Source organism: Pseudomonas sp. ATCC PTA-122608 (assembly GCF_001952855.1).
Taxonomy (GTDB): Bacteria; Pseudomonadota; Gammaproteobacteria; order Pseudomonadales; family Pseudomonadaceae; genus Aquipseudomonas.
Genome location: NZ_LPNO01000025.1, coordinates 1 through 24,358 on the forward strand (window position 1 = coordinate 1; position 24,358 = coordinate 24,358).

At 61.7% G+C, this 24,358-nt stretch carries 20 protein-coding genes; 12 read left to right on the forward strand and 8 right to left on the reverse strand.

The features are described from left to right. Positions 1 to 347 precede the first annotated feature (347 nt). Complete coding sequence (gene trxA / locus AU074_RS21495; RefSeq protein WP_076016446.1) at positions 348 to 1,220, forward strand: thioredoxin; 873 nt, start codon at positions 348 to 350, stop codon at positions 1,218 to 1,220. Positions 1,221 to 1,223: 3 nt separating this feature from the next. Here the strand turns inward: trxA and AU074_RS21500 are convergent, their stop codons facing one another. Continuing rightward, positions 1,224 to 1,571, reverse strand: a complete 348-nt coding sequence (locus AU074_RS21500; protein ID WP_017476294.1) for a hypothetical protein — start codon at positions 1,569 to 1,571, stop codon at positions 1,224 to 1,226. Positions 1,572 to 1,706: 135 nt separating this feature from the next. Here AU074_RS21500 and AU074_RS21505 point away from each other — a divergent pair, with 135 nt between their 5' ends. From AU074_RS21505 to AU074_RS21525, 5 genes are all read left to right on the forward strand, one after another. Continuing rightward, complete coding sequence (locus AU074_RS21505; RefSeq protein WP_076016447.1) at positions 1,707 to 2,330, forward strand: DUF2796 domain-containing protein; 624 nt, start codon at positions 1,707 to 1,709, stop codon at positions 2,328 to 2,330. A 124-nt stretch (positions 2,331 to 2,454) separates the two neighbouring features. After that, a complete protein-coding gene (locus AU074_RS21510) occupies positions 2,455 to 3,165 on the forward strand; it encodes an ABC transporter ATP-binding protein (protein ID WP_076016448.1) in 711 nt (236 codons plus the stop codon). A gap of 1 nt (position 3,166) precedes the next feature. Further along, complete coding sequence (locus AU074_RS21515) at positions 3,167 to 4,432, forward strand: ABC transporter permease (protein WP_003210004.1); 1,266 nt, start codon at positions 3,167 to 3,169, stop codon at positions 4,430 to 4,432. A gap of 11 nt (positions 4,433 to 4,443) precedes the next feature. After that, positions 4,444 to 4,965, forward strand: coding sequence for a DUF3299 domain-containing protein (locus AU074_RS21520; RefSeq protein ID WP_076016449.1), 522 nt, complete (start codon positions 4,444 to 4,446; stop codon positions 4,963 to 4,965). Positions 4,966 to 5,061: 96 nt separating this feature from the next. Further along, entirely contained in the window at positions 5,062 to 5,760 is a 699-nt protein-coding gene (locus AU074_RS21525) for an OmpW family protein (RefSeq protein ID WP_076016450.1), read from the forward strand. Between the two features lie 98 nt (positions 5,761 to 5,858). Here the strand turns inward: AU074_RS21525 and AU074_RS21530 are convergent, their stop codons facing one another. From AU074_RS21530 to AU074_RS21545, 4 genes are all read right to left on the reverse strand, one after another. Next, positions 5,859 to 6,221 carry a response regulator gene (locus AU074_RS21530; RefSeq protein WP_063026844.1) on the reverse strand — a complete coding sequence of 121 codons (363 nt, stop codon included), beginning with the start codon at positions 6,219 to 6,221 and terminating at the stop codon, positions 5,859 to 5,861. A 6-nt stretch (positions 6,222 to 6,227) separates the two neighbouring features. Beyond that, a complete protein-coding gene (locus tag AU074_RS21535; protein WP_076016451.1) occupies positions 6,228 to 7,688 on the reverse strand; it encodes an ATPase domain-containing protein in 1,461 nt (486 codons plus the stop codon). 90 nt (positions 7,689 to 7,778) lie between these two features. Next, complete coding sequence (locus tag AU074_RS21540) at positions 7,779 to 8,903, reverse strand: ATP-binding protein (protein WP_076016452.1); 1,125 nt, start codon at positions 8,901 to 8,903, stop codon at positions 7,779 to 7,781. A 243-nt stretch (positions 8,904 to 9,146) separates the two neighbouring features. Then, positions 9,147 to 10,037 (reverse strand): sugar nucleotide-binding protein, encoded by an 891-nt coding sequence (locus AU074_RS21545; RefSeq protein WP_008436463.1) that lies wholly within the window; start codon positions 10,035 to 10,037, stop codon positions 9,147 to 9,149. A gap of 368 nt (positions 10,038 to 10,405) precedes the next feature. Here AU074_RS21545 and AU074_RS21550 point away from each other — a divergent pair, with 368 nt between their 5' ends. Then, on the forward strand, positions 10,406 to 14,686 hold the full coding sequence (locus tag AU074_RS21550; RefSeq protein WP_076016453.1) for a DEAD/DEAH box helicase: 4,281 nt from the start codon (positions 10,406 to 10,408) through the stop codon (positions 14,684 to 14,686). A 131-nt stretch (positions 14,687 to 14,817) separates the two neighbouring features. On the opposite strand, the gene AU074_RS21555 is transcribed toward AU074_RS21550, so the two are convergent. Beyond that, positions 14,818 to 16,932, reverse strand: a complete 2,115-nt coding sequence (locus tag AU074_RS21555) for a mechanosensitive ion channel family protein (protein ID WP_076016454.1) — start codon at positions 16,930 to 16,932, stop codon at positions 14,818 to 14,820. Between the two features lie 177 nt (positions 16,933 to 17,109). Here AU074_RS21555 and AU074_RS21560 point away from each other — a divergent pair, with 177 nt between their 5' ends. The 5 genes from AU074_RS21560 (at position 17,110) to AU074_RS21580 (ending at position 22,478) form a co-directional block, all read left to right on the forward strand. Then, the gene (locus AU074_RS21560; protein ID WP_076016455.1) at positions 17,110 to 18,312 is read left to right on the forward strand and encodes an MFS transporter; all 1,203 of its coding nucleotides are present in this window, start codon (positions 17,110 to 17,112) and stop codon (positions 18,310 to 18,312) included. A gap of 213 nt (positions 18,313 to 18,525) precedes the next feature. Next, positions 18,526 to 19,452, forward strand: a complete 927-nt coding sequence (locus AU074_RS21565; RefSeq protein WP_076016456.1) for a DUF72 domain-containing protein — start codon at positions 18,526 to 18,528, stop codon at positions 19,450 to 19,452. Beyond that, positions 19,449 to 20,225, forward strand: a complete 777-nt coding sequence (locus AU074_RS21570) for an endonuclease/exonuclease/phosphatase family protein (protein ID WP_076016457.1) — start codon at positions 19,449 to 19,451, stop codon at positions 20,223 to 20,225. The genes AU074_RS21565 and AU074_RS21570 overlap by 4 nt, the downstream gene beginning before the upstream one ends. After that, a complete protein-coding gene (clsB, locus tag AU074_RS21575; protein ID WP_076016458.1) occupies positions 20,222 to 21,520 on the forward strand; it encodes a cardiolipin synthase ClsB in 1,299 nt (432 codons plus the stop codon). Before AU074_RS21570 ends, clsB begins: the two co-directional genes overlap by 4 nt. Beyond that, positions 21,498 to 22,478, forward strand: coding sequence for a lysylphosphatidylglycerol synthase domain-containing protein (locus AU074_RS21580; protein ID WP_076016459.1), 981 nt, complete (start codon positions 21,498 to 21,500; stop codon positions 22,476 to 22,478). Before clsB ends, AU074_RS21580 begins: the two co-directional genes overlap by 23 nt. Here AU074_RS21580 and AU074_RS21585 read toward each other — a convergent pair. Together AU074_RS21585 and AU074_RS21590 are read right to left on the reverse strand one after the other, a co-directional pair. Next, entirely contained in the window at positions 22,465 to 23,217 is a 753-nt protein-coding gene (locus tag AU074_RS21585) for a S9 family peptidase (RefSeq protein WP_003210032.1), read from the reverse strand. The two genes, AU074_RS21580 and AU074_RS21585, sit on opposite strands and share 14 nt — an antisense overlap. After that, positions 23,207 to 24,316 carry a DUF3182 family protein gene (locus AU074_RS21590; protein ID WP_076016460.1) on the reverse strand — a complete coding sequence of 370 codons (1,110 nt, stop codon included), beginning with the start codon at positions 24,314 to 24,316 and terminating at the stop codon, positions 23,207 to 23,209. Before AU074_RS21590 ends, AU074_RS21585 begins: the two co-directional genes overlap by 11 nt. Positions 24,317 to 24,358 lie beyond the last annotated feature (42 nt).

The window sequence follows — 24,358 nt, forward strand, 5'->3', positions numbered from 1 at the left end:
CTTAGCGACATCCACGCCGATGATTGATTGCAAGACAGTCATTGCCATGAAAAACGCTCCGGGTTAGGGTTTATGGGCTTGTCGGGGCTTCACCGTTGCGCTGGCTTGCTTCTATCGTCGGTCATGGCCGATGCATTCCTTATCGGCGCTTTGGTGAAGGGGTGGGGCGAAGTCTCCCACGGTCTGTACTGGCTAGAGTCAGATGCTGGCTTTTAGTCCCACCACCCCTACAAGTCTAACCATACAAGCTGGCTTGCCTGAGATTGCGATCCTGAGACCGCCCCGCTTTCAGCCAACCCCACCAACCCTTATAGTTGCCCCATCCCCTGCTTTCTTCGAGATACCCCATGAGTGAGCCCACGCCGTACATCTTCGATGCCACCACCGCCACCTTCGATCAGGCGGTGATCCAGAACTCCTTCGAAAAACCCGTGCTGGTGGATTTCTGGGCCGAGTGGTGCGCGCCGTGCAAGGCGTTGATGCCGATGCTCGCGCAGATTGCCGAGAGTTATCAGGGTGAGTTGCTGCTGGCCAAGGTCGATTGCGATGCCGAGCCGGACGTGGTCTCGCGCTTTGGCATTCGCAGCCTGCCCACCGTGGTGCTGTTCAAGGATGGCCAGCCGGTGGACGGGTTTGCCGGTGCGCAGCCCGAATCCGCCGTGCGCGCGATGCTGGAGCCACATGTGCAAATGCCGCCGCCGGCTGCTGCCGATCCGCTGGAGCATGCCCAGGCACTGTTTGCCGAAGGCCGCATTACCGAGGCCGAGGCCGTGCTGGTGACCTTGCTCGGCGAAGACAACACCAACGCCGCCGCGCTGATCCTGTACGCCCGCTGCCTGGCCGAACGTGGTGAGCTGGGCGAAGCGCAAACCGTGCTCGACGCGGTCAAGAGCGATGATCACAAGGCGGCACTGGCCGGCGCCAAGGCGCAGATTACTTTCCTGCGCCAGGCCGCCGACCTGCCGGACGCCGCGGATCTCAAGGCCCGCCTGGCGCAAAACCCTCAGGATGACGAGGCGGTGTATCAACTGGCCGTGCAGCAACTGGCGCGCCAGCAATACGAGGCCGCGCTGGATGGCTTGCTCAAGCTGTTCACCCGCAACCGCAGCTACAGCGAGGGCCTGCCCCACAAGACGCTGTTGCAGGTGTTCGAATTGCTCGGCAACGATCATCCGCTGGTCACCGTTTACCGCCGCAAGCTGTTCGCCGCGCTGTATTAAGCCTTACTCGATCCAGCTGTACAGCGGCGTATCCCCGCCGCTGGCCACCTTGACCTTGGCGCTATGGCGCAGGCGCACCAGCAGGCGCTTGCCCGCCGAGGCGCTGCCGGCCAAGCCCTCCAGTTGATCAAGCAATTCCAGACCATTGAGTTGCCCAGCCTTGCGCAGCAAATCCTGGGCGGCCTGCCACAGGCTCTCGTCCAGGTTACCCGGGGCCGGCGCCACCACGGGCTCGGCACTCGGTGGTTTGCTGGCCTGCAACTGCGCGCCCAGCCGGGCCCAGTCGCCGTCGTCCAGCTCCAGGGTCAAGTCCACCGGCAGGTCGCCGACGGTTCCACGAATTCTCAACATCGCACTTACTCCCGCACTTTTCTGACGAGCATGCTCCCACGCGTCTTGCGCTACGCCAAGCAGGCGGTCAAACTCCTCGCAAAATTGTTATAAGATCACATAACAAAACTTTCATCTTTGTTCGGGAGCTTCACCATGCGCCGTTTGCTGCTCGCTTTGCCGTTTGCCCTGTTGCCACTGGCCATCGCCCAGGCTGCCGACGAGCAGGACCATGATCATGATCATGATCACGAGCACGGCAGCCTGGGTGCCCACGAACACGGTGTCGGCCGCCTCAACGCAGTGCTCGACGGCCAGGCCCTGGAGCTGGAACTGGACAGCCCGGCGATGAACCTGGTGGGTTTTGAACACCTGGCTACCACGCCGACCGACAAAGCCAAGGTCGCCGCCGCCCGCAAGCAACTGGAGCAACCCCTGGTGCTGTTCAGCCTGCCCAAGGCCGCCGGTTGCGTGATCAGCACCCAGGAACTGAACAGCCCGCTGTTCGGCGACAAGCCTGAAGCCGACCATGATGAGGACGATGACGACCACGCCACCGATGGCAAAGGCGCCGCCGCCCACGAACATCACCACGACCACAGCGAAATCCACGCCCACTACCAGTTCACCTGCGTCACGCCGACCGCGCTGAGCAACCTCGACCTGACCCAGGTGTTCAAGACGTTCCCCGCCACCCAGAAAATTCAGGTACAACTCATTGGCCCTAGCGGCCAGCAGGGCGTGGAAGCGACGGCCACAGCAGCCACCCTCAAATTCTGAAACGAACCCCTGTAGGAGCGAGCTTGCTCGCGAAAAACTCGAGAGCGCCGCGTTCAACCTGATGCCCGCGTCATCGTTGACGTCCATCGCGAGCAAGCCCGCTCCCACAGAAGAGCCTGTCACCATGACCCAAGCACTTATCGAACTGTCTGACCTGGGCTTCAACTGGCCGGGTCACCCACAGCTGCTGGACATCCCGACGTTTCGCCTGGAGCCAGGGGAGACCCTGTTCCTCAAGGGCCCCAGCGGCAGTGGCAAGACCACCCTGCTGGGCCTGCTGGGCGGTGTGCAAAAGCCCAGTCGCGGCAGCATTCGCCTGCTGGGCCAGGAGCTGACTGAACTCTCGGCCGGCGCCCGCGACCGCTTCCGCGTCGACCACACCGGCTACATTTTCCAGCAGTTCAACCTGCTGCCGTTTCTCTCGGTGCGCGAGAACGTCGAACTGCCCTGCCACTTCTCCAAGCTGCGGGCGCAGCGGGCAACCCAGCGCCATGGCAGCGTCGACCAGGCCGCCGCGACTTTGCTCGCCCACTTGGGCCTGAAAGACAAGAACCTGCTGGAACGCCGCGCCGACTCGCTGTCCATTGGCCAGCAACAGCGGGTGGCCGCCGCCCGCGCGTTGATCGGCCAGCCGGAGCTGGTGATCGCCGACGAACCGACGTCAGCCCTGGACTACGACGCCCGGGAGGCCTTCATTCAGTTGTTGTTCGCCGAATGCCGCGAAGCAGGCGCCAGCCTGTTGTTCGTCAGCCATGACCAGAGCCTGGCGCCGCTGTTCGACCGCAACCTGTCGCTGGCCGAACTCAATCGCGCCGCCACGCCCGTAGAGGTTTGAGATGTATTTGTTTCGACTAGCCATGGCCAGCCTGGCTAACCGCCGCTTTACCGCAATCCTCACCGCCTTCGCCATCGCCCTCTCGGTCTGCCTGTTGCTGGCGGTGGAGCGGGTACGCACCGAAGCCCGCGCCAGCTTTGCCAGCACCATCAGCGGCACCGACCTGATCGTCGGCGCGCGCTCCGGCTCGGTGAATTTGCTGCTGTATTCGGTGTTCCGCATCGGCAACGCCACCAACAATATTCGCTGGGACAGTTACGAACACTTCGCCGCCAACCCGCAGGTGAAATGGGCGATCCCGATTTCCCTCGGCGACTCCCACCGCGGCTACCGCGTGATGGGCACCAACGAATCCTATTTCGAACACTATCAATACGGCCGCCGGCAGAACCTCGAACTCGCCAGCGGTCGCGCCTTCGCCACCGACCCGTTCGAAGTGGTGCTCGGCGCCGAAGTGGCCGATGCCCTGCATTACAAGCTGGGCGACAAGCTGGTGCTGGCCCACGGCGTGGCGGTGGTGAGCCTGGTCAAGCACGATGACAAGCCGTTCACCGTGGTCGGCATCCTCAAGCGTACCGGCACGCCGGTGGACCGCACGCTGCATATCAGCCTCGGTGGTATGGAAGCGATTCACATCGACTGGCACAACGGCGTGCCCGCCCAGGGCAAAGGCCGGATCAGCGCCGACCAGGCCCGCAACATGGACCTGACGCCCCAAGCCATCACCGCGTTCATGCTCGGCTTGAACAACAAGATCTCCACCTTCGCCCTGCAACGGGAGATCAACGAATTCCGTGGCGAGCCAATGCTGGCGATCCTGCCGGGCGTGGCCCTGCAAGAGTTGTGGAGCATGATGGGCACCGCTGAAAAAGCGCTGTTCGTGATCTCGCTGTTCGTGGTGCTGACCGGCTTGATCGGCATGCTCACCGCGATCCTCACCAGCCTCAACGAGCGCCGCCGGGAAATGGCGATCCTGCGTTCGGTGGGCGCACGGCCCTGGCATATCGCGACCTTGCTGATATTCGAAGCTTTCGCCCTGGCGTTGTCCGGCGTGATCGCCGGCGTTGGGCTGCTGTATGTGTGCATCGCCGCGTCTCGCGGGTATTTGCAGGCCAATTACGGCCTGGACCTGCCATTGTCGCTGCCGAGCGAATATGAATGGACCCTGCTCGGCGGTATTCTCGTCGCAGCCCTGCTGATGGGCAGCGTGCCGGCCTGGCGCGCCTACCGCCAATCGTTGGCCGACGGCCTGTCGATACGTTTATGAGGAAGCTGTTGATGCGTCGCGTCGTGTTCGCGCTGTTACTGCTGGTGGCCCTGCCCGCTTGGGCCGAAGACCAGCCCAGGGACCTGGCCTGGCAGGAGATGATCCCGCCGGACGCACCACCGGAAATCCCCAATATGAAACCGCTGCACAACTTGTCGGGCATGGCTGATGCGTTGTCGGTGGAGTCTGCGCCGGCCGCCAAGCAGGACCTGCCCAACGCGCCAGTCGTACAAAGCCTGGACGGTAAGCACATCCGCCTGCCAGGTTATATCGTGCCGCTGGAAGTCAGCGAAGAAGGTCGCACTACGGAGTTCCTGCTGGTGCCGTATTTCGGCGCGTGCATCCATGTACCGCCACCGCCGTCGAACCAGATCGTGCATGTCAAAAGCGAAGTCGGTGTGAAGCTCGACGAGTTGTATCAGCCGTACTGGATCGAAGGCCAGATGCAGGTCAAACCGTCGAGCAGCGAACTGGCCGACGCCGGCTACCAGATGGATGCCGACAAGATCTACGTGTACGAATTGCAGGAGTAGCGCGTTATCACCGTTTCATTGAGCTGAGTCAAAAGCCCAGCCTGAACGATCTTTACCATTGGATGTATCTCTTTTAATACATCCTCTGGAGCTCCCATGAACAAGTCCCTGCTCGGCGCGTCGCTTGTCGCGCTCGCCCTCGCTGCCCCCGTTGCCCACGCTCACGAAGCGGGCGACATCCTGATTCGCGCCGGTGCCATCACCGTCAACCCGAAAGCGGACAGCAGCAGTGTCAAGGTTGACCAGGGCCCGCTGGCCGGGACCAACCTGGGCGGCAAGGCGACCATGAGCAGCGACACTCAACTGGGCTTGAACTTCGCCTACATGCTCACCAGCCACTGGGGTATCGAACTGCTGGCGGCCACGCCGTTCGAACACGATGTGAAGATCAAGAACACCGCCCTGGGCGCTGCCAACGGCAAGCTCGGCTCGCTGAAACACCTGCCGCCGACCCTGAGCGTCGTGTACTACCCGCTGGACAGCAAGTCGGTATTCCAACCGTACATCGGCGCCGGTATCAACTACACCTGGATCTACGACGAACACGTCGGCGGTCGCGCCCAAGAAGCCGGTTTCAGCAACTTCAAGGCGGAAAACTCCTGGGGCTGGGCCGCGCAGATCGGTGCGGACTACATGATCAACGACAAGTGGATGATCAACGCCCAGGCGCGCTACATCGACATCAGCACCAAGGCCACTGTGGATAACAATGCGCTGGGCCAGGGCACTCGCGCCAAGGTCGATGTGGATGTTGATCCGATGGTGTACATGGTCGGTATTGGCTACAAGTTCTAGGTTCTACCCAAGGCCCTGTTGTACAGGGCCTTTTTTATGAGGCTTCCCATGGAGGCAAGTGCCAATCAGATGTCAGGCACACGACCGTGTGCTGCGAATCAGGCTTCAGCCAGGAGTTGGCGAACTTCAGCGATGACCAAGTCAATGTTGAACGGCTTTTTCAACACCGCATTGAACAAGTCCGACCGCTCCATACCAATATGGGCCTGGGCTCCGCTGATCAGGATAATGGGCAAGTGATTGACCGCCGGTAGCGCGCGGACAGCTTCGGCAAACTCCTGGCCATCCATGACCGGCATCATGAAGTCGGTGATGATCAACGCTGGCCGCTCGCGCTCCAGGACCTCGAGTCCTTTCTGGCCATTGCTCGCTTTTACGACCATGTACCCCTCATCCTCCAGCGCATAGCCGAGAATGTCAGCGATCAAATACTCGTCGTCGACGACCAGGATGGTGGTCATGTCAGTTCAACCCGAATCAGAGACTTTGGACGTTGAGCCCGGCAGCGAAGAATCATTAGGAACAGCCAATGCATTTCTTGATGCCTTCTTCAGGTCAACGCCGTTTTCATGGATTACCACCTCAAGAAGCGAAGGATCGTAGAAGCTGTCTCGTACCTTAAGGATCGAAAGCATTCTTCTTAGTTCAGATTGAATCTCGAAGAAGCGCATCAGCAGCAGGTTATCGACAATACTGGACAGGTCCGGGGTCGGAGAACTGACCGCCGAACCAAAAACGTCACGCATCTCCCATGAGGCAAACACCGTTACGCCACGGGCACGGAGCTCGCTCATCAGGGCACCGTAAAAATCGGTGATACGTGCCGGGTTCGTCGACAGTCGGGTCATGCCGCTCAAGCTGTCGATGAACAGGCGCTTGATGCCCTTTTCTTCAACCACTTTCAGCAGCCGTGCGCCGAGACCATCGAGCAGGCCTTCAGTAGTGGGTTGCCAGGCAATACTCAGCGCACCACTTTCTTCCATCCCTTTAATATCAATACCCAGCGATAGGCCTTTGAGGCGTAACCGTTGCGGGCTTTCATAAAAACCGAAATGCAGGCCCGGCGCTTCCACTGTCGACTCAGCCAGAAACCTGAGCCCCAGCGTGGTTTTCCCGACGCCCGAAGGCCCCATGACGAGGGTAACGGAAGAACTGTGCAGGCCACCGCCGATGATGGCGTCCAGCGAACCGATGCCGCTGGTGATACGCGTCAGATCGGAACTGTCAGGTAACGATGGACGGCTGTAGAGGCTTTCCAGACGCGGATAAACCACCAGGCCATCGTCGGTAATTTCACACTCGTGCAATCCGGTCAGTGCACCACTGCCCCGGGTCTTGCGCAGTTGAATACGCCGCACTGAACGGCTGCCGTGAAGCTCCTCACCCATCTCGATTACACCATCAACCATGGTGTGCTCCGGACTGCCGTCGTCCAACCGGGAACTGGTGAGAAACAGCACCGTACAACCGGCGAACGCGGCGTGCCCTTGCAGCTCGGAAATGAATTTCTTTGTGTCGATGGGCGAGTCAGCCTTGGAGCGTGCATTGAGCAAGCCGTCGACCACTAACACAGTGGCCTTCTGACGACTGATCTCACGCCGAAGCAGCTTGACCACCTCATCGAGACCTTCGTTCTCAAGGGTGTCAAACGCACTGACGAACTGAATTTCGGCTCCCACCCGGGAAACATCAAAGAAGTTCAGGGTCGAGAGGAATTGAAATAAACGGTCGTGGGACTCAGCCAGCAACGTGGCGACCAGGACACGGCCCCCGTTGCGCGCATGATTAAATCCCAGTTGATTGGCGAGGATGGTTTTACCCGATCCTGGGCGCCCCTGGATAATGTAGGAGGCACCTGCGACTAGCCCGCCCTTGAGCAGAGCATCCAGCCCTTCTATTCCGCTTTGAAGGCGATTTAGCTTTTCCACAATGCAACCCTGATGTGAACAACAGGCCCTTAAGCCGAAGGTTTACGATGCTAACTCCATTTGCGCAATCGGGCTATCCGCTCATCCAGTTCAAGGGCGGGGCAAATAAAGTGTGAACGTACTTCCCTGACCCAGACGACTCTCTACCCTGATCTCTCCCCCCGACTGTTTGGCAAAACCAAATACCTGACTGAGCCCCAGCCCGTTTCCCTGGCCTTTGCCTTTGGTAGAGAAAAATGGCTCGAAGATTCTATCGAGGCTGACCGGAGCGATACCCGAGCCATTGTCTGTGATGGACACGGCAACGAAGCGCCCCTTGATAAGGGGATAACCATTGGACGCGGGGATAAGGTCCATCGACTCAACACGGATGACCATCTCTCCCTTATCCATCATGGCGTCTCGGGCGTTCATGACCATATTGAGAATGGCGGCTTCAAACTGTCCTGCGTCAACGTCAACAACGCAGGGTACTGCTGTGGGTTCGATGCGTACGTTGATGCCTGTCCCAACCCGTAAAGCAATCGTATCGGCCATGGCCAACGTGCCTGAATTGACATCCAGCGGTGCGGGATGCAGGGCTTGCCTGCGAGCGAAGGACAGCAATTGGCTGGTGAAGTGAGAACCACGGACCACAACCTCGGAAATGGCTTCCACCAGGCGCAGCCGCCGCTCTTCTGATACTGAAGGACGCTTCAAAAGATCCGCTGAAGAACGGATCACCGTCAGCAGATTGTTAAAGTCATGAGCCAATCGGCCAGTTATCCGCCCCAGCGCTTCCATCTTCTGCGACTGAAGTAACTTCTCTTGGGTAACATCCCGAACGGTGCCCGCCATCGCGACGGGTAGACCATCATCGGCATAACGGGGTCTCGCGCACACGTGCAGCCAGCGAGTTTCACCGCGTGGCGTGATGACGCGGTAGTGAACGTCGTAATCGCAACGTTGCGCGATCGAGCGATCCCACGCTTCAGCCACTCGGTTGCTGTCCTCGGAGTGCACCGAGCGCTGCATGTGTTCATAACTGAACGGTATCTGTGGTTCGAGTCCGAAGTTGAGGCGGCAAGTGGCCGAGGTCTTCAGCTCGTCCGTCGTCAAATCCAGGCGCCATATACCAAGCCCGGCGGTACTCAAAGCGAACTGCAGTTCGTGCTCCTCCTCATACACATCATCGTGAGGCGGCGGCGAACCATTCACCGGAGAATTTGTTGCCATGATGGGTAGGGCTCCTCTTTTAGGCTGCCCATGGCTGGATGGGCGAAGTCTTCTTCTGAATCCAGACTTTTGCTTTTGCTGAACGAGCCGTAAGCACAATCAATCTCTATTGGGATGGATGACCGCGCGCACCAAAGGTTTCAAATTTTTCGTATGCCGTGGCGCACCCGACTGGCCAACACGCATTAACTGAATCCGTCCGGACTCCGCCACAAAAAAGGCGCCGGTTACAGGCGCCTTTCTTTATGTTTGACCGTGTCGGTAGAACCGGTCGAGCAATGCCGGTAACCCGGCCCGCCATGCCCGTGGTTTGATGCCAAAGGTGTGGAGGATTTTCTTGCAGGCCAGCACCGCGTGTTGCGGTTCATCGGCGGCATCCGGACGGGCGGCGTGGGCCTGGGCGGTCGGGGCTTCCACGGCCAGCGGGTGGAAGTTGCGCGCTTCGGTCAGGATCGCCTGCCCCAGCGCCAACGGGGTGGTCGCTTCGTGGCCGGCGTAGTGATAAGTGCCCCACAACGGCGCGGCGCAATCGAGTTGCTTGAGCACCGAAATGATCACCCGCGCAGCATCGTCTACCGGCGTCGGGTTGCCCCGGCGGTCGTCGGCCATCAGCAGTTCGTCAGGTTTTTCGGCCCGGGCCAGGAAGCGCCCGAGTGTGCCGTCGACGCTGTCATCCAGCAGCCAGCCGAAACGCAACAGCACGTGCTGTGGGCAGGTGGCGCGTACGCTCTGCTCGATGCGCCACAACGCCTGGCCCCGCAGGCCCAAGGGCACGGGTTCGTCTTTTTCACTGTAGGCGGTGGCGCGGGAGCCATCGAACACCCGGTAGCTGGACGGTTGCAGCAAAGTGATGCTGTGGTGCTGGCACAGTTCCGCCAGGCGCTCGATCGCATATTCCTGGGCAGCCAGACGCGTTTCGCTGACCGTCTCCGCCTGAAACCAGTCGAAGTAATAGGCGAGATTGATCAAGGCATCGGGACGGGTGTCGTCGAGCAGTTGCGTGAGGCTCGCGGCATCCCAGCCGTCTTGGGGCGGACGCGGGGCGAGGAAACCGATGTCTTCCTCCGCACCGAGGCGAATCAGCGCCTGCCCGAGGGCATTCCCGCCGCCCAGTAACATAAGGCGCATTCGCATAGATTGAGCAGGCCCGGTCTGTTTGGAACGATGGTTATTATCGACAGGCTTGTGAGCCATGCCGTTGGCATTTGCCAGAATCGTTGCATTTTGCGTGTTTGTAGCGCAACCGTCACTTACAAAGTGCGCTGCCCATTGCCGCCTGGGTGCTTTAGATAGAGAGAGCCTTTTGTGGCGAGGGAGCTTGCAGTGGCGAGGGAGCTTGCTCCCGCTGGAGTGCGCAGCGCTCCCGCTTTTTTGGGGCCGCTACGCAGCCCAGCGGGAGCAAGCTCCCTCGCCACAGCAAGCTCCCTCACACAACAAGCTCCCTCGCCACAGGGATACGTGCCGGGGTTGCAAGTTGCCGGGGCTGGCCGCATAAATTGGGTATGAACCTTCCAGAATCAACGGACACGGTCTTGAACGGTTTCCACCCCGCCGTCAGCGCCTGGTTCCGCAGTACATTCCCGTCGGTGACCACCGCCCAGGCCCAAGCGTGGCCGCTGATCCGTCAGCGCCGCTCGACGCTGATTGCCGCGCCCACCGGCTCGGGCAAGACCCTGACCGCGTTTCTCGCCGTGCTGGACGACCTTGTGCACCAAGGCCTGGCCAATGGCGGCCAACTGCCAGACCAGACGCTGGTGGTCTACGTCTCGCCGCTCAAGGCATTGTCCAACGATATCCAGATCAACCTGCAAAACCCGCTGGCCGGCATCACCGACCACTTGCAACGCCTGGGCCTGCCGCCGCTGGCGATACGCACCGCCGTGCGTACCGGCGATACGCCGCAGAAAGACCGCGCCCTGATGCGCAAGCACCCGCCACATATCCTGGTCACCACGCCTGAATCGCTCTACGTGCTGCTGGGCTCGGATTCCGGCCGGCAGATGCTCGCCAGCATCCGCACGGTGATCGTCGACGAAATCCACGCCATCGCCGCCAGCAAGCGCGGTAGCCACCTGGCCCTGACACTGGAGCGCTTGCAGGGTTTGTGCAGTGAACCGCTGACCCGCATCGGCCTGTCCGCCACGCAAAAGCCCATCGAGGCCGTATCGCGCTTTCTGGTGGGCACCGGCCGGCCCTGCGAGATCGTCGACATCGGCCACGCGCGCCCACGGGACCTGGATATCGAAGTACCGCCGGTGCCGCTGTCGGCGGTCATGCCCAACGACGTGTGGGATCTGGTCTACGACCGCCTCGCCGAACTGGCCAAACAACACCGCACCACGCTGATTTTCGTCAACACCCGGCGCTTGGCTGAACGCCTGGCGCGGCACTTGAGCGAGCGCCTCGGCAAAACCGCCGTCGCCGCCCACCACGGCAGCCTCGCCAAGGAACTGCGCCTGGACGCCGAACAACGGCTCAAGGCCGGCGAGCTGCAAGTGTTGATCGCCACCGCCTCTCTGGAGCTGGGGATTGATATTGGCGATGTTGATTTGGTGTGCCAGATCGGCTCGCCCGGCTCGATCAACGGTTTTCTGCAACGGGTCGGACGCTCCGGGCATCAGGTTGGCGGCACGCCCAAGGGCCGGTTGTTCGCCACCACCCGTGACGACCTGATCGAATGCGCCGCCCTCCTCGACTGCGTGCGCCGGGGCGAGTTGGACACCTTGCTGATCCCGGTCGCGCCGCTGGATGTGCTGGCCCAGCAGATCATCGCCGAAGTCAGCTGCCAGGAATGGCAGGAACAGGCCCTGCTCACGCTGATCCACCGCGCCTCGCCCTACGCCGAGCTGGATGAACGTCACTATCAAGCACTGCTGCAGATGCTCGCCGAGGGCTATAACGGCCGCCAAGGCATCCGCAGCGCGTACCTGCACCGCGACGCCATTACCCGCACCCTGCGCGGCCGGCGTGGCGCCAAACTCACCGCCGTGACCAGCGGCGGCACCATTCCCGACAACGCCGACTACAGCGTGCTGCTGGAGCCGCAAAGCCTGAACATCGGCAGCGTCAACGAAGACTTCGCGGTGGAAAGCATCGCCGGGGATATCTTCCAGTTGGGCAACACGTCCTATCGCATCCTGCGGGTGGAAGCCGGCAAGGTGCGGGTCGAGGATGCCCACGGCCAGCCGCCGACCATTCCGTTCTGGCTCGGCGAAGCACCGGGGCGCAGTGCCGAGTTGTCGTTTGCTGTCGCGCGCTTGCATGGGCAACTGGACGAATTGCTGGCCGCCATGCCGGGCAACCTGCAACCGGCGCTCGACTGGCTCACCGGCACCCTCGGTTTGAACCTGGCCAGCGCCGAACAACTGGTGGATTACCTGGCGCGGGCGCGGCTGGCGTTGAGCGCGCTGCCGTCTCAGGACACGTTGATCATGGAGCGGTTTTTCGACGAGTCCGGCGGCACCCAGTTGATCATCCATACGCCTTTCGGCAGTCGCATCAACCGCGCCTGGGGCCTGGCGTTGCGCAAGCGGTTTTGCCGCACCTTCAACTTCGAACTGCAAGCCGCCGCCAGCGAGGATGCGATCGTGTTGTCGCTGTCCACCAGTCACAGCTTTGAGCTGGATGAGGTGTGGCGCTACCTGAACAGCAATACCGCCGAGCACATCCTGATTCAGGCGGTGCTGGATGCGCCGCTGTTCGGCGTGCGCTGGCGCTGGAATGCCGGGGTGGCCTTGGCATTGCCGCGTTATACCGGCGGGCGCAAGGTGGCGCCGCAGATCCAGCGCATGAAGAGTGAAGACCTGATCGCCAGCGTGTTCCCGGACCAGATCGCCTGCCTGGAAAACCTCGCCGGCGAGCGGGAAGTGCCTGAGCATCCGCTGGTGGAGCAAACCCTCGATGATTGCCTGCACGAAGCCATGGACAGCGAAGGCTGGCTGGCCCTGCTGCGGCGCATGGAGCGCGGTGAGATCCGCCTGATCAGCCGCGACCTGCCGGCGCCGTCACCCTTGGCGGCGGAGATTCTCAGCGCGCGCCCCTACACCTTTCTCGATGACGCGCCCCTTGAAGAGCGCCGCACCCAGGCCGTGCTCAACCGCCGCTGGAGCGACCCGCAAAGCACCGACGACCTCGGCGCGCTGGACGCCGAGGCCATTGCCGGTGTGTGCGAGGAGGCCTGGCCTGCGCCTAATGGCCTGGATGAAATGCATGAAGCGTTGATGAGTCTGGCGTGCATCGCCGAATCCGAGGTCACGCCGCAGTGGGCCGAATGGCTGCGAACCCTGGCCGACGGCGGGCGCGCCAACCGCTTGCAGACGGGTACCGACCAAGCCGTTTGGGTCGCCTTGGAGCGCTTGAGTTGCTTAAAGGCGATCTATCCAAATGACCTGCCACTACTGCCCGGCTTCGATGAGCCCTGGACCTTCGATGAAGCTTTGGTGGAAGTGCTGCGGGCGCGCCTGAGCGGTTTTGGCCCATTGACGCTGATCGAGATCGCCGCGCCCCTGGCCTTGCCGGTAGCCGACGTGTCGCAGGCCCTCGCACGGCTGGAAAGCGAAGGCTACGTACTGCGCGGCCGTTTCAGCCCCGGCGCCAGCGACGAACAATGGTGCGAACGCCACCTGCTGGCGCGTATTCACCGCTACACGGTCAAGCGCCTGCGCCGGGAAATCGAGCCGGTGGCGTTGCAGGATTTCATGCGGTTTCTGTTCGACTGGCAGCACCTGTCGGACGGCACCCGGGGCCAGGGCAGCGCGGTGTTGCCACAGATCGTCGCGCAGTTCGAAGGGTATGCCGCAGCCACATCGGCCTGGGACAGCGATTTGCTCAGTGCGCGGATCAAGGATTACGCGCCCCACTGGCTGGACGATTTGTGCCGCAGCGGCAAGGTAGTGTGGACACGCCTGAGCAACAAGGCTGGCGCGACGGCCTTGCGTAGCACGCCCGTGGTGCTGTTGCCCCGCAGCCAGGTGCCTTTGTGGAGTGGATTGACCGACGCGCCCGACAGCGCCGAGCTGTCGCCCAAGGCACAGAAAGTCCATCAGGCGCTGCGGGAAAACGGCGCGCTGTTTTTCGATGAATTGATCCACGAAGCGCATCTGCTGCGCAGCGAACTGGAAACCGCCTTGCAGGAATTGGTGGGCGCGGGGCTGGCGAACGCTGACAGCTTCGCCGGCCTGCGCGCCCTGACCACGCCCGCGAGCAAACGCCAGGCCCGCAGCAGTCGGCGCGGACGTGGAGCCTTTGTAGGCGGGATGGACGATGCAGGGCGTTGGGCCCTGGTGCGGCGCGCGCCGGTGGCGGACGGCACACGTCCGGGGGCTCACTCGGCCGAGACGCTGGAGCATGTGGCGATGACCTTACTGCGGCGATACGGCGTGGTGTTCTGGCGCCTGCTGGAGCGCGAGGCGGACTGGCTGCCCAGTTGGCGGGAATTGCTGCGCACCTTCCATCGGCTGGAAGCCCGGGGCGAGATTCGTGGTGGGCGGTTTGTGAGTGGTTTGGCGGGGGAACAGTTTGCGTTGCCGGAAGCGATTCCCTTGCTGCGGGAAGTTCGGCGGCGGCCTCACGATGGCAGCTTGATTGCGGTATGCGGCGCGGACCCGCTGAACCTGGTGGGCACGATGCTGCCGGGTAGCAAGGTGCCGGCGTTGAGCGGTAATCGGCTGGTGTATCGGGATGGATTGCCGGCGGCGGTGGAGATTGCTGGCAAACAGCAGGTGTTGCTGGAGTTGGATGCGCAGGCGGCAGGGTTGGTGCGGGAGAAGCTAATCAGGCGCTGACTGGTGTAGCGCCCGTCATGACGCCTTCGCGAGCAAGCCCGCTCCCACATTCGATCCGGTTCCACCCTTGGAATGCGGTCGAATGTGGGAGCGGGCTTGCTCGCGAAGAGGCCTGTAGCCCCACCCCAAACCTATTGGGTTCTTGGCTGCTCCGTCAGCACCACCGACGAAGGCACTTCCTCTCCCTGCTCATCCACCTGCTGCCCGACCCGCTGCGGCACCATCACCTGCTGTGGATAAGTTTGCGCGAAGTGAACGAACGCGCAGTTATCCACAAGCTTTTTCAACCGCTGGTTAAACGCGCGACTCACCGCATATTGCCCACCCGACACCGTGCGAAACTGCGCCGTCAGCACCACACCGTTGAGGTCCATCTTGTCGACGCCAAATATCTCCAGCGGCCCTTGCAGGTTGTATTTGAGGAACACGTCGTCGCGGATCGACTGCCCCGCCTCGCGGATCAACTCCACGGCCTTGTCGACGTCGGTGTCGTAGGTGAACTGCACCGAGAAGAACGCGTAGGCGAATTGCCGCGACTGGTTGGTGACGGCCTTGATCTGCCCGAACGGCACCGAATGCACAAACCCTTTGCCGTCCCGCAGGCGCAGGGTGCGGATGGTCAGGCCCTCGACGGTACCGGCGTGGCCGGAGTCGAGCACCACCCAGTCGCCGATCGACAGCGTGTCTTCGATGATGATGAACAGCCCGGTGATCACATCCTGCACCAGTTGCTGGGAGCCAAAACCAATGGCCAAACCCACCACCCCGGCACCCGCCAGCAGCGGTGCGACATTGATCCCCAGGTTCGCCATGGTGGTGATCGCGCAGATCACCACTAGGATGATTTTCACCGCGTTGCGCAGCAGCGGCAGGATGGTTTTCACGCGCGTGCTGGGCTGGCGGCTGGAGCGTTTGTTGACCGGTGGTTTCAGCGCTTCTTGGATTGCGGTGTCGAGCACCACCCAGAACAGCCAGGTCACCAGCAGGATCAACCCGATGCTGCTCAGGGAATCACTGATGGCCCGGCCCACGGAATTGCGCTGGGCAAACTCAAACAGCGAAACGCCCCAGATACGACCGAGGATTTCGATAAAGGCGATCGCCATCACGATGCGCAACAGCGCGTGCAGCAGGCTGAGGAAACGCTCCTTGTAGGCACTGCTGCGCTGGACCGCCACCGTGCTGCGGGACTGGAACAGGTGCTGCAACACCGTGCTGAGGAACACCGTGCCGATCAGCAGGATCGTGGTGAACAGCGCACAGCGCAGGGCTTTCTGGCTGTCGTCGCCAGCGCCGATCAGGTTGATCGCCGACACCAGCACCATCAACAGAATCGGCCAATACCACAGTCCGGAAAACACTCGCAGGGTTTGCTGCACCGCCGGGTGTTTCAAGCGCTGGGCCAGGGGCCGGTTGCGGATCAAATGCGCCACCGGACGACGCAGGCGAATCACCAGCATGCCGAAAATCACCGAGGCAAACAGCCCGGTGAAAATCGCCACGCTGGCGGTGATATTGCCCCCCAATTGGCGGGCGATCTGCGGGCTGGTCAGCGCATCGCTAAGGGCCGCAAGGAAGCCGATCAGGAACAGCGGCTTGGGGCAGTAGTCACGAATAATCTGCACCGCCGGGCGCTTGTGGCCGACGTTGAACATGACGATCACGCACAGCAAGATCGAGGTGGAAAAAATACCGCTGCTGGTGGCGTAGGCAAAACACAGCGCCAGCGCACGGCCCACGGAAGTGGGCAGGAAGTGGCTGACGTATAGCGTTAACGGCAGGCAGATCAACGCCGGGACCGTATAGGGAACCAGGTATCCCAACAACGCCTGGAGGCGCTGGCGCGGTGCGATATGTCGCTGCAGGCTCAGGCGCTTGACGATAACCCGCCCGAGCAGGGTCAGCACGGCGAAGGCGCCGATCCACACCCCGGACAACAACAGGAAATCCCCGGCCACGCTCCATGAGGAGCGCTCGGACGGCTGGTTGACCAGCTTGTCCACTTCATCCGCCGCCCGATCGGCCCGCAGGCGCCAGGCGTCGACCAGGTTCTGGTTGAGGTCGAGTTTGTCCTGCACATTATCGATGCTGGAGCTGATGGCGCCGAGCAGGCCACCTTCCACCAACAGTTCTGGCGTGGCCGGGGCGGCAGGCGCTGGAGCCGCGGGGGCGGTGGCCGCTTGCAGCGCGCCACTGCCGCAAAACAGCAGCGTGCCGAGCAGTAGCACAGTCTTGAAATTCAACAAAACACCGGGCTCCTTCAGAAGGGTCTGTAAGGAACTGACGGGTTTGGGGCCGGATCGTTCCCCCAGCACGTCGATCCGTGCGTTCCAGGCAAATATCAAATGCCAATACCTGTCTTTTTCCGCACAAGCCAAAACCCGAGACTGCGCTCCTGATTGAAACCCACCGGAGTTGCAGCCATGCCCATTGCCTTGCTCGCGCTGACCCTCAGCGCTTTTGCCATCGGGACGACGGAGTTCGTCATCGTTGGCCTGTTACCCACCATCGGCGCCGACCTTGGCGTCAGCCTGCCGTCCGCCGGCCTGCTGGTCAGCCTCTACGCCCTGGGCGTGGCCATCGGCGCGCCGGTGCTCACCGCCCTGACCGGCAAAGTGCCGCGCAAATTGCTGCTGTTGTCGCTGATGGTGCTGTTCACCCTCGGCAACTTGCTGGCCTGGCAAGCGCCGAGCTATGAATCCCTGGTACTGGCGCGGATCGTCACCGGCCTGGCCCACGGGGTGTTCTTCTCGATTGGCTCGACCATCGCCACCAGTCTGGTGCCCAAGGAAAAAGCCGCCAGTGCGATTGCCATCATGTTTACCGGCCTGACCGTCGCGTTGGTGACCGGTGTACCGCTGGGGACATTTATCGGCCAGCACTTCGGCTGGCGTGAAACCTTCCTCGCCGTCTCGGCCCTGGGTCTGATCGCGTTTATCGGCAGCCTGCTCTACGTGCCGAAAAACATCGCCCACAGCAAACCCGCGTCGCTGTTGCAGCAACTGCAAGTGTTGAAACAACCACGGCTGCTGCTGGTGTACGCCATGACGGCGGTGGGTTACGGCGGCTCGTTCATCGCGTTCACCTACCTGGCGCCGATCCTTCAGGACATCTCCGGCTTCAGCGCCGGTACCGTCAGCCTGGTGCTGCTGGTGTACGGTATCTCGGTGGCCGTCGGTAACATCTGGGGCGGCAAACTGGCGGACAAACGCGGCCCGATCAGCGCCCTGAAAATCATCTTTGCCCTGCTCGCTGCTGTGTTGTTTGTATTGACCATGACCGCAAGCAACCCATGGCTGGCCCTGGCCACTGTGCTGGTGTGGGGCGCGGTGGCTTTCGGCAACGTGCCGGGCTTGCAGGTGTATGTGGTGCGCCAGGCGGAACATCACACGCCAAACGCGGTGGACGTGGCTTCCGGGCTGAACATAGCGGCGTTCAACCTGGGGATTGCCGGTGGTGCGTGGGCCGGTGGTTTGATCGTTGCCCACATGGGCTTGATCCACACCGCGTGGATTGGTGGTTCGGTGGTATTGGTGGCTTTGGCACTGACCGCCTGGAGTGGTCGCCTTGACCGGTTGGGCCCGGTGTATGCCGAGAGCTCAAACCGAGTGGTTGCCGGGCACTGATCCCGCAGCGATAAAGAACCCAATGTGGGAGCGGGCTTGCTCGCGAAAGCGGTGTGTCAGTCAACAGAGATATCGACTGACCCACCGTCTTCGCGAGCAAGCCCGCTCCCACATTTTGATAAGTGCCGTCTGTAGGACCGTCGAAACTTTCTCCCGATCATCATAGTCACCCTAAAACGGAGGTCACCACACAGTTAACCCACGGGAGTCATCATGGCCGCGATTCATATCGGCATTTCCGGCTGGCGCTACACGCCCTGGCGGGGGGATTTCTACCCCGAGGGCCTGACCCAGAAGCGCGAGCTGCAGTTTGCCTCACGGGCGGTCAACAGCATCGAGATCAACGGCTCGTTCTACGCGCTGCAAACACCCAAGCGCTATGCCGAGTGGTATGGCGACACGCCTGAAGGCTTCATGTTCAGCGTCAAGGCGCCGCGCTACATCACGCATATCCTGCGGTTGCGGGAGGTACACAAGCCGATGGCGAATTTCTTCGCCTCCGGTGTACTGGAACTCAAGGAAAAACTCGGGCCGATCCTCTGGCAGTTCCCACCCAGTTTCAAATTCGACCCGCCTTTGTTTGAAGCCTTTCTCGCCGAATTACCCACCACTACCCAGCAGGCCGCCGCCCTCGCCCGCGAGCATGAGCCGCGTTTGAACGGCAAGGCGAGCATGCAGGCCCACGGTAAAAAGCCGCTGCGCCATGCGGTGGAGATTCGCCATAAGAGTTTTGCCGTGCCGGAGTTTGTCGAAATGCTCGACAAGTATGGCGTGGCTCTGGTGGTGGCGGACACGGCCGGCAAGTGGCCCTATCTTGAGGACGTCACGGCGAACTTCGTCTACCTGCGCCTGCATGGGGACAAAGAGTTGTATGCCAGCGGCTATACACCCGAAGCGCTCAAGCGCTGGGGAGATCGTATCGAACGCTGGAGCCACGGCAAACAGCCCACCGATGCACAGTTGATCGACCCGAAACACAAACCCCGCGCCCGCAAGCAACGCGAGGTGTTTTGCTATTTCGATAACGACATCAAGGTGCGCGCGCCCTTCGACGCGCGCCAATTGCTCCAGCGTTTTGGCCTGGACCAGGCATTGGCCACCGAACCCGGCACGTTGCCGGACGCGGGGGTGTTGCCATGACCCATCCGGAGCTGATGCCGACCACGCCCACCGAAACCATCACCCGCTTCAGGGTGCTGACGGTCAATACCCACAAGGGCTTCACCGCGCTCAACCGGCGCTTCATCTTGCCCGAGCTGCGGGAGGCGATTCGCAGTGTGGCCGCCGACGTGGTGTTCCTCCAGGAAATCCACGGCACCCACGAGCGCCACCCCCAGCGCTACAGCAACTGGCCGAGCATGCCGCAGTACGAGTTCCTCGCCGACAGCATCTGGCCGCAATATGCCTACGGTCGCAATGCGGTGTATCCCCATGGCGACCACGGCAACGCGTTGCTGTCGAAATTCCAGATCATCCGCTACGACAACCTCGACATTTCCCAGAGCGGCCACGAAAGCCGCGGGCTGCTGCATTGCGTGCTGCGCTTGCCGGGTAACCTGCAGGAGGTGCATGCCATCTGCGTGCACCTTGGGTTGCGGGAAGTGCATCGCCAGCAGCAGCTGCGCCTGATCACGCAGCGGATCGCCGAGATTCCCGCCGACGCACCGGTGATTGTCGCCGGTGACTTCAATGATTGGCGCCAGCGGGCCGACCTTGCCCACTGCGGGCTGCGGGAAGTGTTTATCGAAACCCATGGCAAACCGGCCCGCACGTTCCCCGCTCGCCTGCCGCTGCTGCCGCTGGACCGTATCTATGTGCGCAACCTCAAGGTGCATCAGCCACAAGTCCTGACCAGCCGTCCGTGGTCGCATTTGTCGGACCATGCGCCGCTGTCGGTGGAGATCGAGTTATGAACAGCGCACCGCTGGAAAAGGTCGCGGTAGAACATATCGCGACCGACCAACCGCCGGACGATGCCGTCGCCCGGGACCTGGATTATGGCTGGCAGAGCGGCAACCAGATTGAATTGCTGGAGAACGGCGAGGCCTACTTTCCCAAGGTGTTCGAGGCGATGCGCCAGGCTCAGCGGGAGATCCTGCTGGAGACCTTTATTCTGTTTGAAGACAAGGTCGGCCACGAGCTGAAAGGCATTTTGATCGAGGCGGCGCAGCGTGGCGTAAAGGTCGTCGCGAGCCTTGATGGCTTCGGTTGCGGTGAGCTGAGCCCGGGGTTCCTCAGTGAACTGAGCCAGGCCGGCGTGACCGTGCAGATGTTCGACCCGGCGAGCAAGACACTGGGCTTTCGCACCAATTGGTTTCGCCGCCTGCACCGCAAGATTGTGGTGGTAGATGCCAGCGTCGCGTTTATCGGCGGGATCAATTTTTCTGCCGATCACCTGGGGGATTTCGGGCCCGAGGCCAAGCAGGATTATGCGGTGCAGGTCAATGGCCCGGCAGTCGCCGACCTGCATCATTTCGCCCTCGCCCAAAGTGGCCGGCGCGTGCGCAAACGCCGTGGCTGGCGGCGTGAGCAACGGCCATCGCCATGGGCCGCGGGTGACGGCGATGGGTTGGTGCGGCTGATTTACCGGGACAACCTGCAACACCGTTCCGACATCGAAGAAGCCTACCTGCACGCCCTACGCCAGGCCGAACGGCGGGTGGTGATTGCCAACGCTTACTTCTTCCCCGGCTACCGCCTGCTGCGGGAAATCCGTAATGCCGCGCGGCGCGGCGTGCAGGTGCAATTGATCATGCAGGGCCAGCCGGATGTGCTGCTGGCCAAGCTGGCCGCGCGCATGCTCTATGACTATTTGCTCAAGGAAGGCGTGGTGATCCACGAGTACTGCCAGCGCCCGCTGCACGGCAAGGTGGCGTTGGTGGATGAGCAATGGAGCACGGTGGGTTCGAGCAATCTCGACCCGCTGAGCCTGTCGCTGAACCTTGAGGCCAATGTGCTGATTCGTGATCGTGGCTTCAATCAGCAACTGTTCGAGCGCCTGGAATATTTGAGTCAGAACCACTGCAAGACCATGCCGGAAAACCGCGCGCCGCGTGGCTGGTTCTGGCGAGTGACCGTGGGCTTCGTAGTGTTCCATGTGCTGCGGCATTTTCCATCGTGGACCGGTTGGCTGCCGGCCCACAAGCCGAGGTTGAAACCCTTCGTCCATGAGGAGCGCCCGGATCATGACGCAAGTTCGCACCGCTGAAGAAAGCGCTCAACCCGGCTTTTTTAAACGCTGGAAAAAACCGCTGACGGTGGTGTTTTTCCTGGTGTTGATCGTGTTATTCACCCTGCTCGCCCGGCGTATCGACTGGAGCGAGGTGTTCGACACCTTGGGGAATTTCAAGCTGCGCACGCTGCTGATCGCAGGTGCGCTGACGGCGTGCAGTTTCCTGGTGTATTCCTGCTTCGATCTGATCGGCCGCACCTACATCCGCCAGCCTTTGCGCTGGAAGCAGATCCTGCCGGTCGGCATCATCAGCTACGCCTTCAACCTCAACCTGAGCGCCTGGGTCGGTGGCATCGCCATGCGCTACCGCCTGTATTCCCGGCTCGGGGTGAGCAGCGGGAATATCGCAAAAATTCTCGGCTTGAGCCTGGCCACCAATTGGTTTGGCTACATGGCGATTGCCGGCGCGGTATTCAGCAGCGGGCTGGTGACATTGCCGCCGGGGTGGAAGCTCAGCAGCGGCGCGCTGCAAGGCGTCGGTGTGTTGCTGGTACTGGCGAGCCTGGGTTATCTGCTGGCCTGTCGCTTATCGAAAAAGCGCGCGTGGTCGGTGCGCGGGATTGAAATCAGCCTGCCGTCGCTGCGCATGGCGGTATTGCAACTGGCACTCGGTGCGCTGAACTGGTCGCTGATGGCGGCGGTGATCTTCACGCTGCTGCCCAAGCAACTGGATTACCCGGTAGTGCTTGGGGTGCTGCTGATCAGCAGCATTGCCGGAGTGGTCACACACATCCCGGCGGGGCTTGGGGTGCTGGAGGCAGTGTTCATTGCCTTGCTGCAGCACGAAGCGTCACGCGGCAGCCTGCTCGCGGGGTTGATCGCCTACCGCGCGATCTACTTCATCCTGCCGCTGCTGGTGGCCCTGGTGATGTACCTCGCGGTGGAAGCCAAGGCCAAGGCGCTGCGGGTGAAGAAGACGCCTACGACTGGATGATGCTCAAGCGTTCGCCCACCACCATCTCGGTGATCCAGTCCACCAGGATCGAGGTGTAGGCCTGCTGGGACACCGGGTCGCTCAGGGAGTGATCCGCACCGTCGATAATCCGGTGGGTCAGCGAGTGCGTCTGCTGGCAGGCGGCGCGGTAGCTCATGATGGTGGCGTGGGGCACATGGTCATCCGTTTCGGATTCAACGATCAGCACATCACCGGTGAACGCCGCGCAGGCATGCAGCGCGCGATTGGTTTCGGCGTGCACAAAGGTCCCGCGATAATCCATCAGGTCGGCTTTATCGAGGTCGCGCTTGGGCTTGAGCCATTCCTGGTCGCGGTACAACGCCGGCACCCGCAGCGCCAGCCAGCGCACGGGGCGCAGCGAGGTAAGGATGGCAGCCAAATAACCGCCGTAGCTGGTGCCGACCACCGCCACCGCCGAGGTGTCGATGGCCGGGTGTGACAGCAGGCGGTCATAGGCTGCGAGCAGGTCCCGCAGGTTGTCTTCCCGGGTAACGCGGGATAACGGAATGCCGTTGCCGGCGTGGCCGCGAAGGTCGAATGTGAGGCATACACAACCGAGTCCGGCGATGCCTTTGGCGCGCTCCAAGTCACGCTCCTGGCTGCCGCCCCAGCCGTGGACAAACAACACCCCCGGGACTTTCGATTTGGGACTGAGGAAGGTCCCGCTCATCTGTTCGTCGTCGATATCAATGGCAATGGTTTCGCTTCTAGCCGTCATAAGATTTGACCGTTACGTACTTGAGAAGAAAGTCGCTGTTTTCTGCCGGGCCCCGGTACACCTCGATCGCGTCAGCGGGCAGCGGCTGGTCGACGTAGGTTTCTACCGACGAGACGTAAATTGCCCGCAGCCCGGGGTTGTTGACGAAGCTTTGCAGCGCCGCGACTTCCGCGCTGCTCGCCCCGCCCATGCGCCAGGATTGCTCGAGCACGCCACTGCGGCGCTGGCCGTCGTTGTCCAGGCCCTGGGCGATGTCGTAATTGCGCCGCGAGGCATAGAACCCGGGATACGCCTCATCCGCCGCGTTATCGAAGACTTGTGCCTGTTCGATAGCCAGGCGCACGTCATCTGGCAGGTCGAGCTTGAGCAGGTCTTCGTAGTAGCCCTGGACCACCAACAGGTTAGAACCACCATAAACCTCTTCGCCCTGCCCGTCCCGGGTCAGGTATTGATCACCGCAGTAGCTGATGACGTGATCGCCGATAAAGCTTTGGCCCACACTGTGGGTGACCACGTCACTCAGGTCCTGCTCCAGCACCACGCCTTCGCTGAACAATTGCGCCGCGTCGGGGCGCGCGAGAATGGCGTCGAATTCATCCAGACTGCGGATCACTTCCTGGCCGCGACCGGCGCAGGCATGAACGGGCTTGAGGCGGATCGGGCCGGTGTAGAGCAAATGGGTCGCTGCCGGTCGTGCATCTTCCAGGGAGTGAACACTCAAGCCATCCAGCACCACATTACGAATGCGCTCGGAGAACAGTGGCGACCAACCTTCAGGGGCAACCGCGTTTTTGTTCAACAAGCCGTGGCTGATGGCCTTGGTGCAGATGAAATCGTGATCGACATAGCCGCCCCACAGATCCTCAGGTCCTTTGACGCCCAATTGCCCCGCCTGCGCCGCGCCGACCAGCGTCTGGGTGGGTAATAGATAGAGGTCGCGCCCACTGTGCAGCTCAGGGTTATAGCTGCCGCCATATTTGAGCCCGAGGACGTGCGCCAGCCAACGGGCCAGGGCGCGGTTGGTTTCCACCTCGTGCAAGGGCGCTTGCGGACGGATTGAATGCGCCACCACGATTTTTTTGCGATTTGTCGGGGTCATGCGTCCCCCTTGGCTGTGCTGCCATGTGTGTAGGGAAACGGT

What these genes read in the sequence shown, in the direction of transcription:
- trxA (WP_076016446.1), top strand. Translation starts at nt 348, where the DNA reads ATGAGTGAGCCCACGCCGTACATCTTCGATGCCACCACCGCCACCTTC.
- AU074_RS21500 (WP_017476294.1), bottom strand. Translation starts at nt 1,571, where the DNA reads ATGTTGAGAATTCGTGGAACCGTCGGCGACCTGCCGGTGGACTTGACC.
- AU074_RS21505 (WP_076016447.1), top strand. Translation starts at nt 1,707, where the DNA reads ATGCGCCGTTTGCTGCTCGCTTTGCCGTTTGCCCTGTTGCCACTGGCC.
- AU074_RS21510 (WP_076016448.1), top strand. Translation starts at nt 2,455, where the DNA reads ATGACCCAAGCACTTATCGAACTGTCTGACCTGGGCTTCAACTGGCCG.
- AU074_RS21515 (WP_003210004.1), top strand. Translation starts at nt 3,167, where the DNA reads ATGTATTTGTTTCGACTAGCCATGGCCAGCCTGGCTAACCGCCGCTTT.
- AU074_RS21520 (WP_076016449.1), top strand. Translation starts at nt 4,444, where the DNA reads ATGCGTCGCGTCGTGTTCGCGCTGTTACTGCTGGTGGCCCTGCCCGCT.
- AU074_RS21525 (WP_076016450.1), top strand. Translation starts at nt 5,062, where the DNA reads ATGAACAAGTCCCTGCTCGGCGCGTCGCTTGTCGCGCTCGCCCTCGCT.
- AU074_RS21530 (WP_063026844.1), bottom strand. Translation starts at nt 6,221, where the DNA reads ATGACCACCATCCTGGTCGTCGACGACGAGTATTTGATCGCTGACATT.
- AU074_RS21540 (WP_076016452.1), bottom strand. Translation starts at nt 8,903, where the DNA reads ATGGCAACAAATTCTCCGGTGAATGGTTCGCCGCCGCCTCACGATGAT.
- AU074_RS21545 (WP_008436463.1), bottom strand. Translation starts at nt 10,037, where the DNA reads ATGCGAATGCGCCTTATGTTACTGGGCGGCGGGAATGCCCTCGGGCAG.
- AU074_RS21550 (WP_076016453.1), top strand. Translation starts at nt 10,406, where the DNA reads ATGAACCTTCCAGAATCAACGGACACGGTCTTGAACGGTTTCCACCCC.
- AU074_RS21560 (WP_076016455.1), top strand. Translation starts at nt 17,110, where the DNA reads ATGCCCATTGCCTTGCTCGCGCTGACCCTCAGCGCTTTTGCCATCGGG.
- AU074_RS21565 (WP_076016456.1), top strand. Translation starts at nt 18,526, where the DNA reads ATGGCCGCGATTCATATCGGCATTTCCGGCTGGCGCTACACGCCCTGG.
- AU074_RS21570 (WP_076016457.1), top strand. Translation starts at nt 19,449, where the DNA reads ATGACCCATCCGGAGCTGATGCCGACCACGCCCACCGAAACCATCACC.
- clsB (WP_076016458.1), top strand. Translation starts at nt 20,222, where the DNA reads ATGAACAGCGCACCGCTGGAAAAGGTCGCGGTAGAACATATCGCGACC.
- AU074_RS21580 (WP_076016459.1), top strand. Translation starts at nt 21,498, where the DNA reads ATGACGCAAGTTCGCACCGCTGAAGAAAGCGCTCAACCCGGCTTTTTT.
- AU074_RS21585 (WP_003210032.1), bottom strand. Translation starts at nt 23,217, where the DNA reads ATGACGGCTAGAAGCGAAACCATTGCCATTGATATCGACGACGAACAG.
- AU074_RS21590 (WP_076016460.1), bottom strand. Translation starts at nt 24,316, where the DNA reads ATGACCCCGACAAATCGCAAAAAAATCGTGGTGGCGCATTCAATCCGT.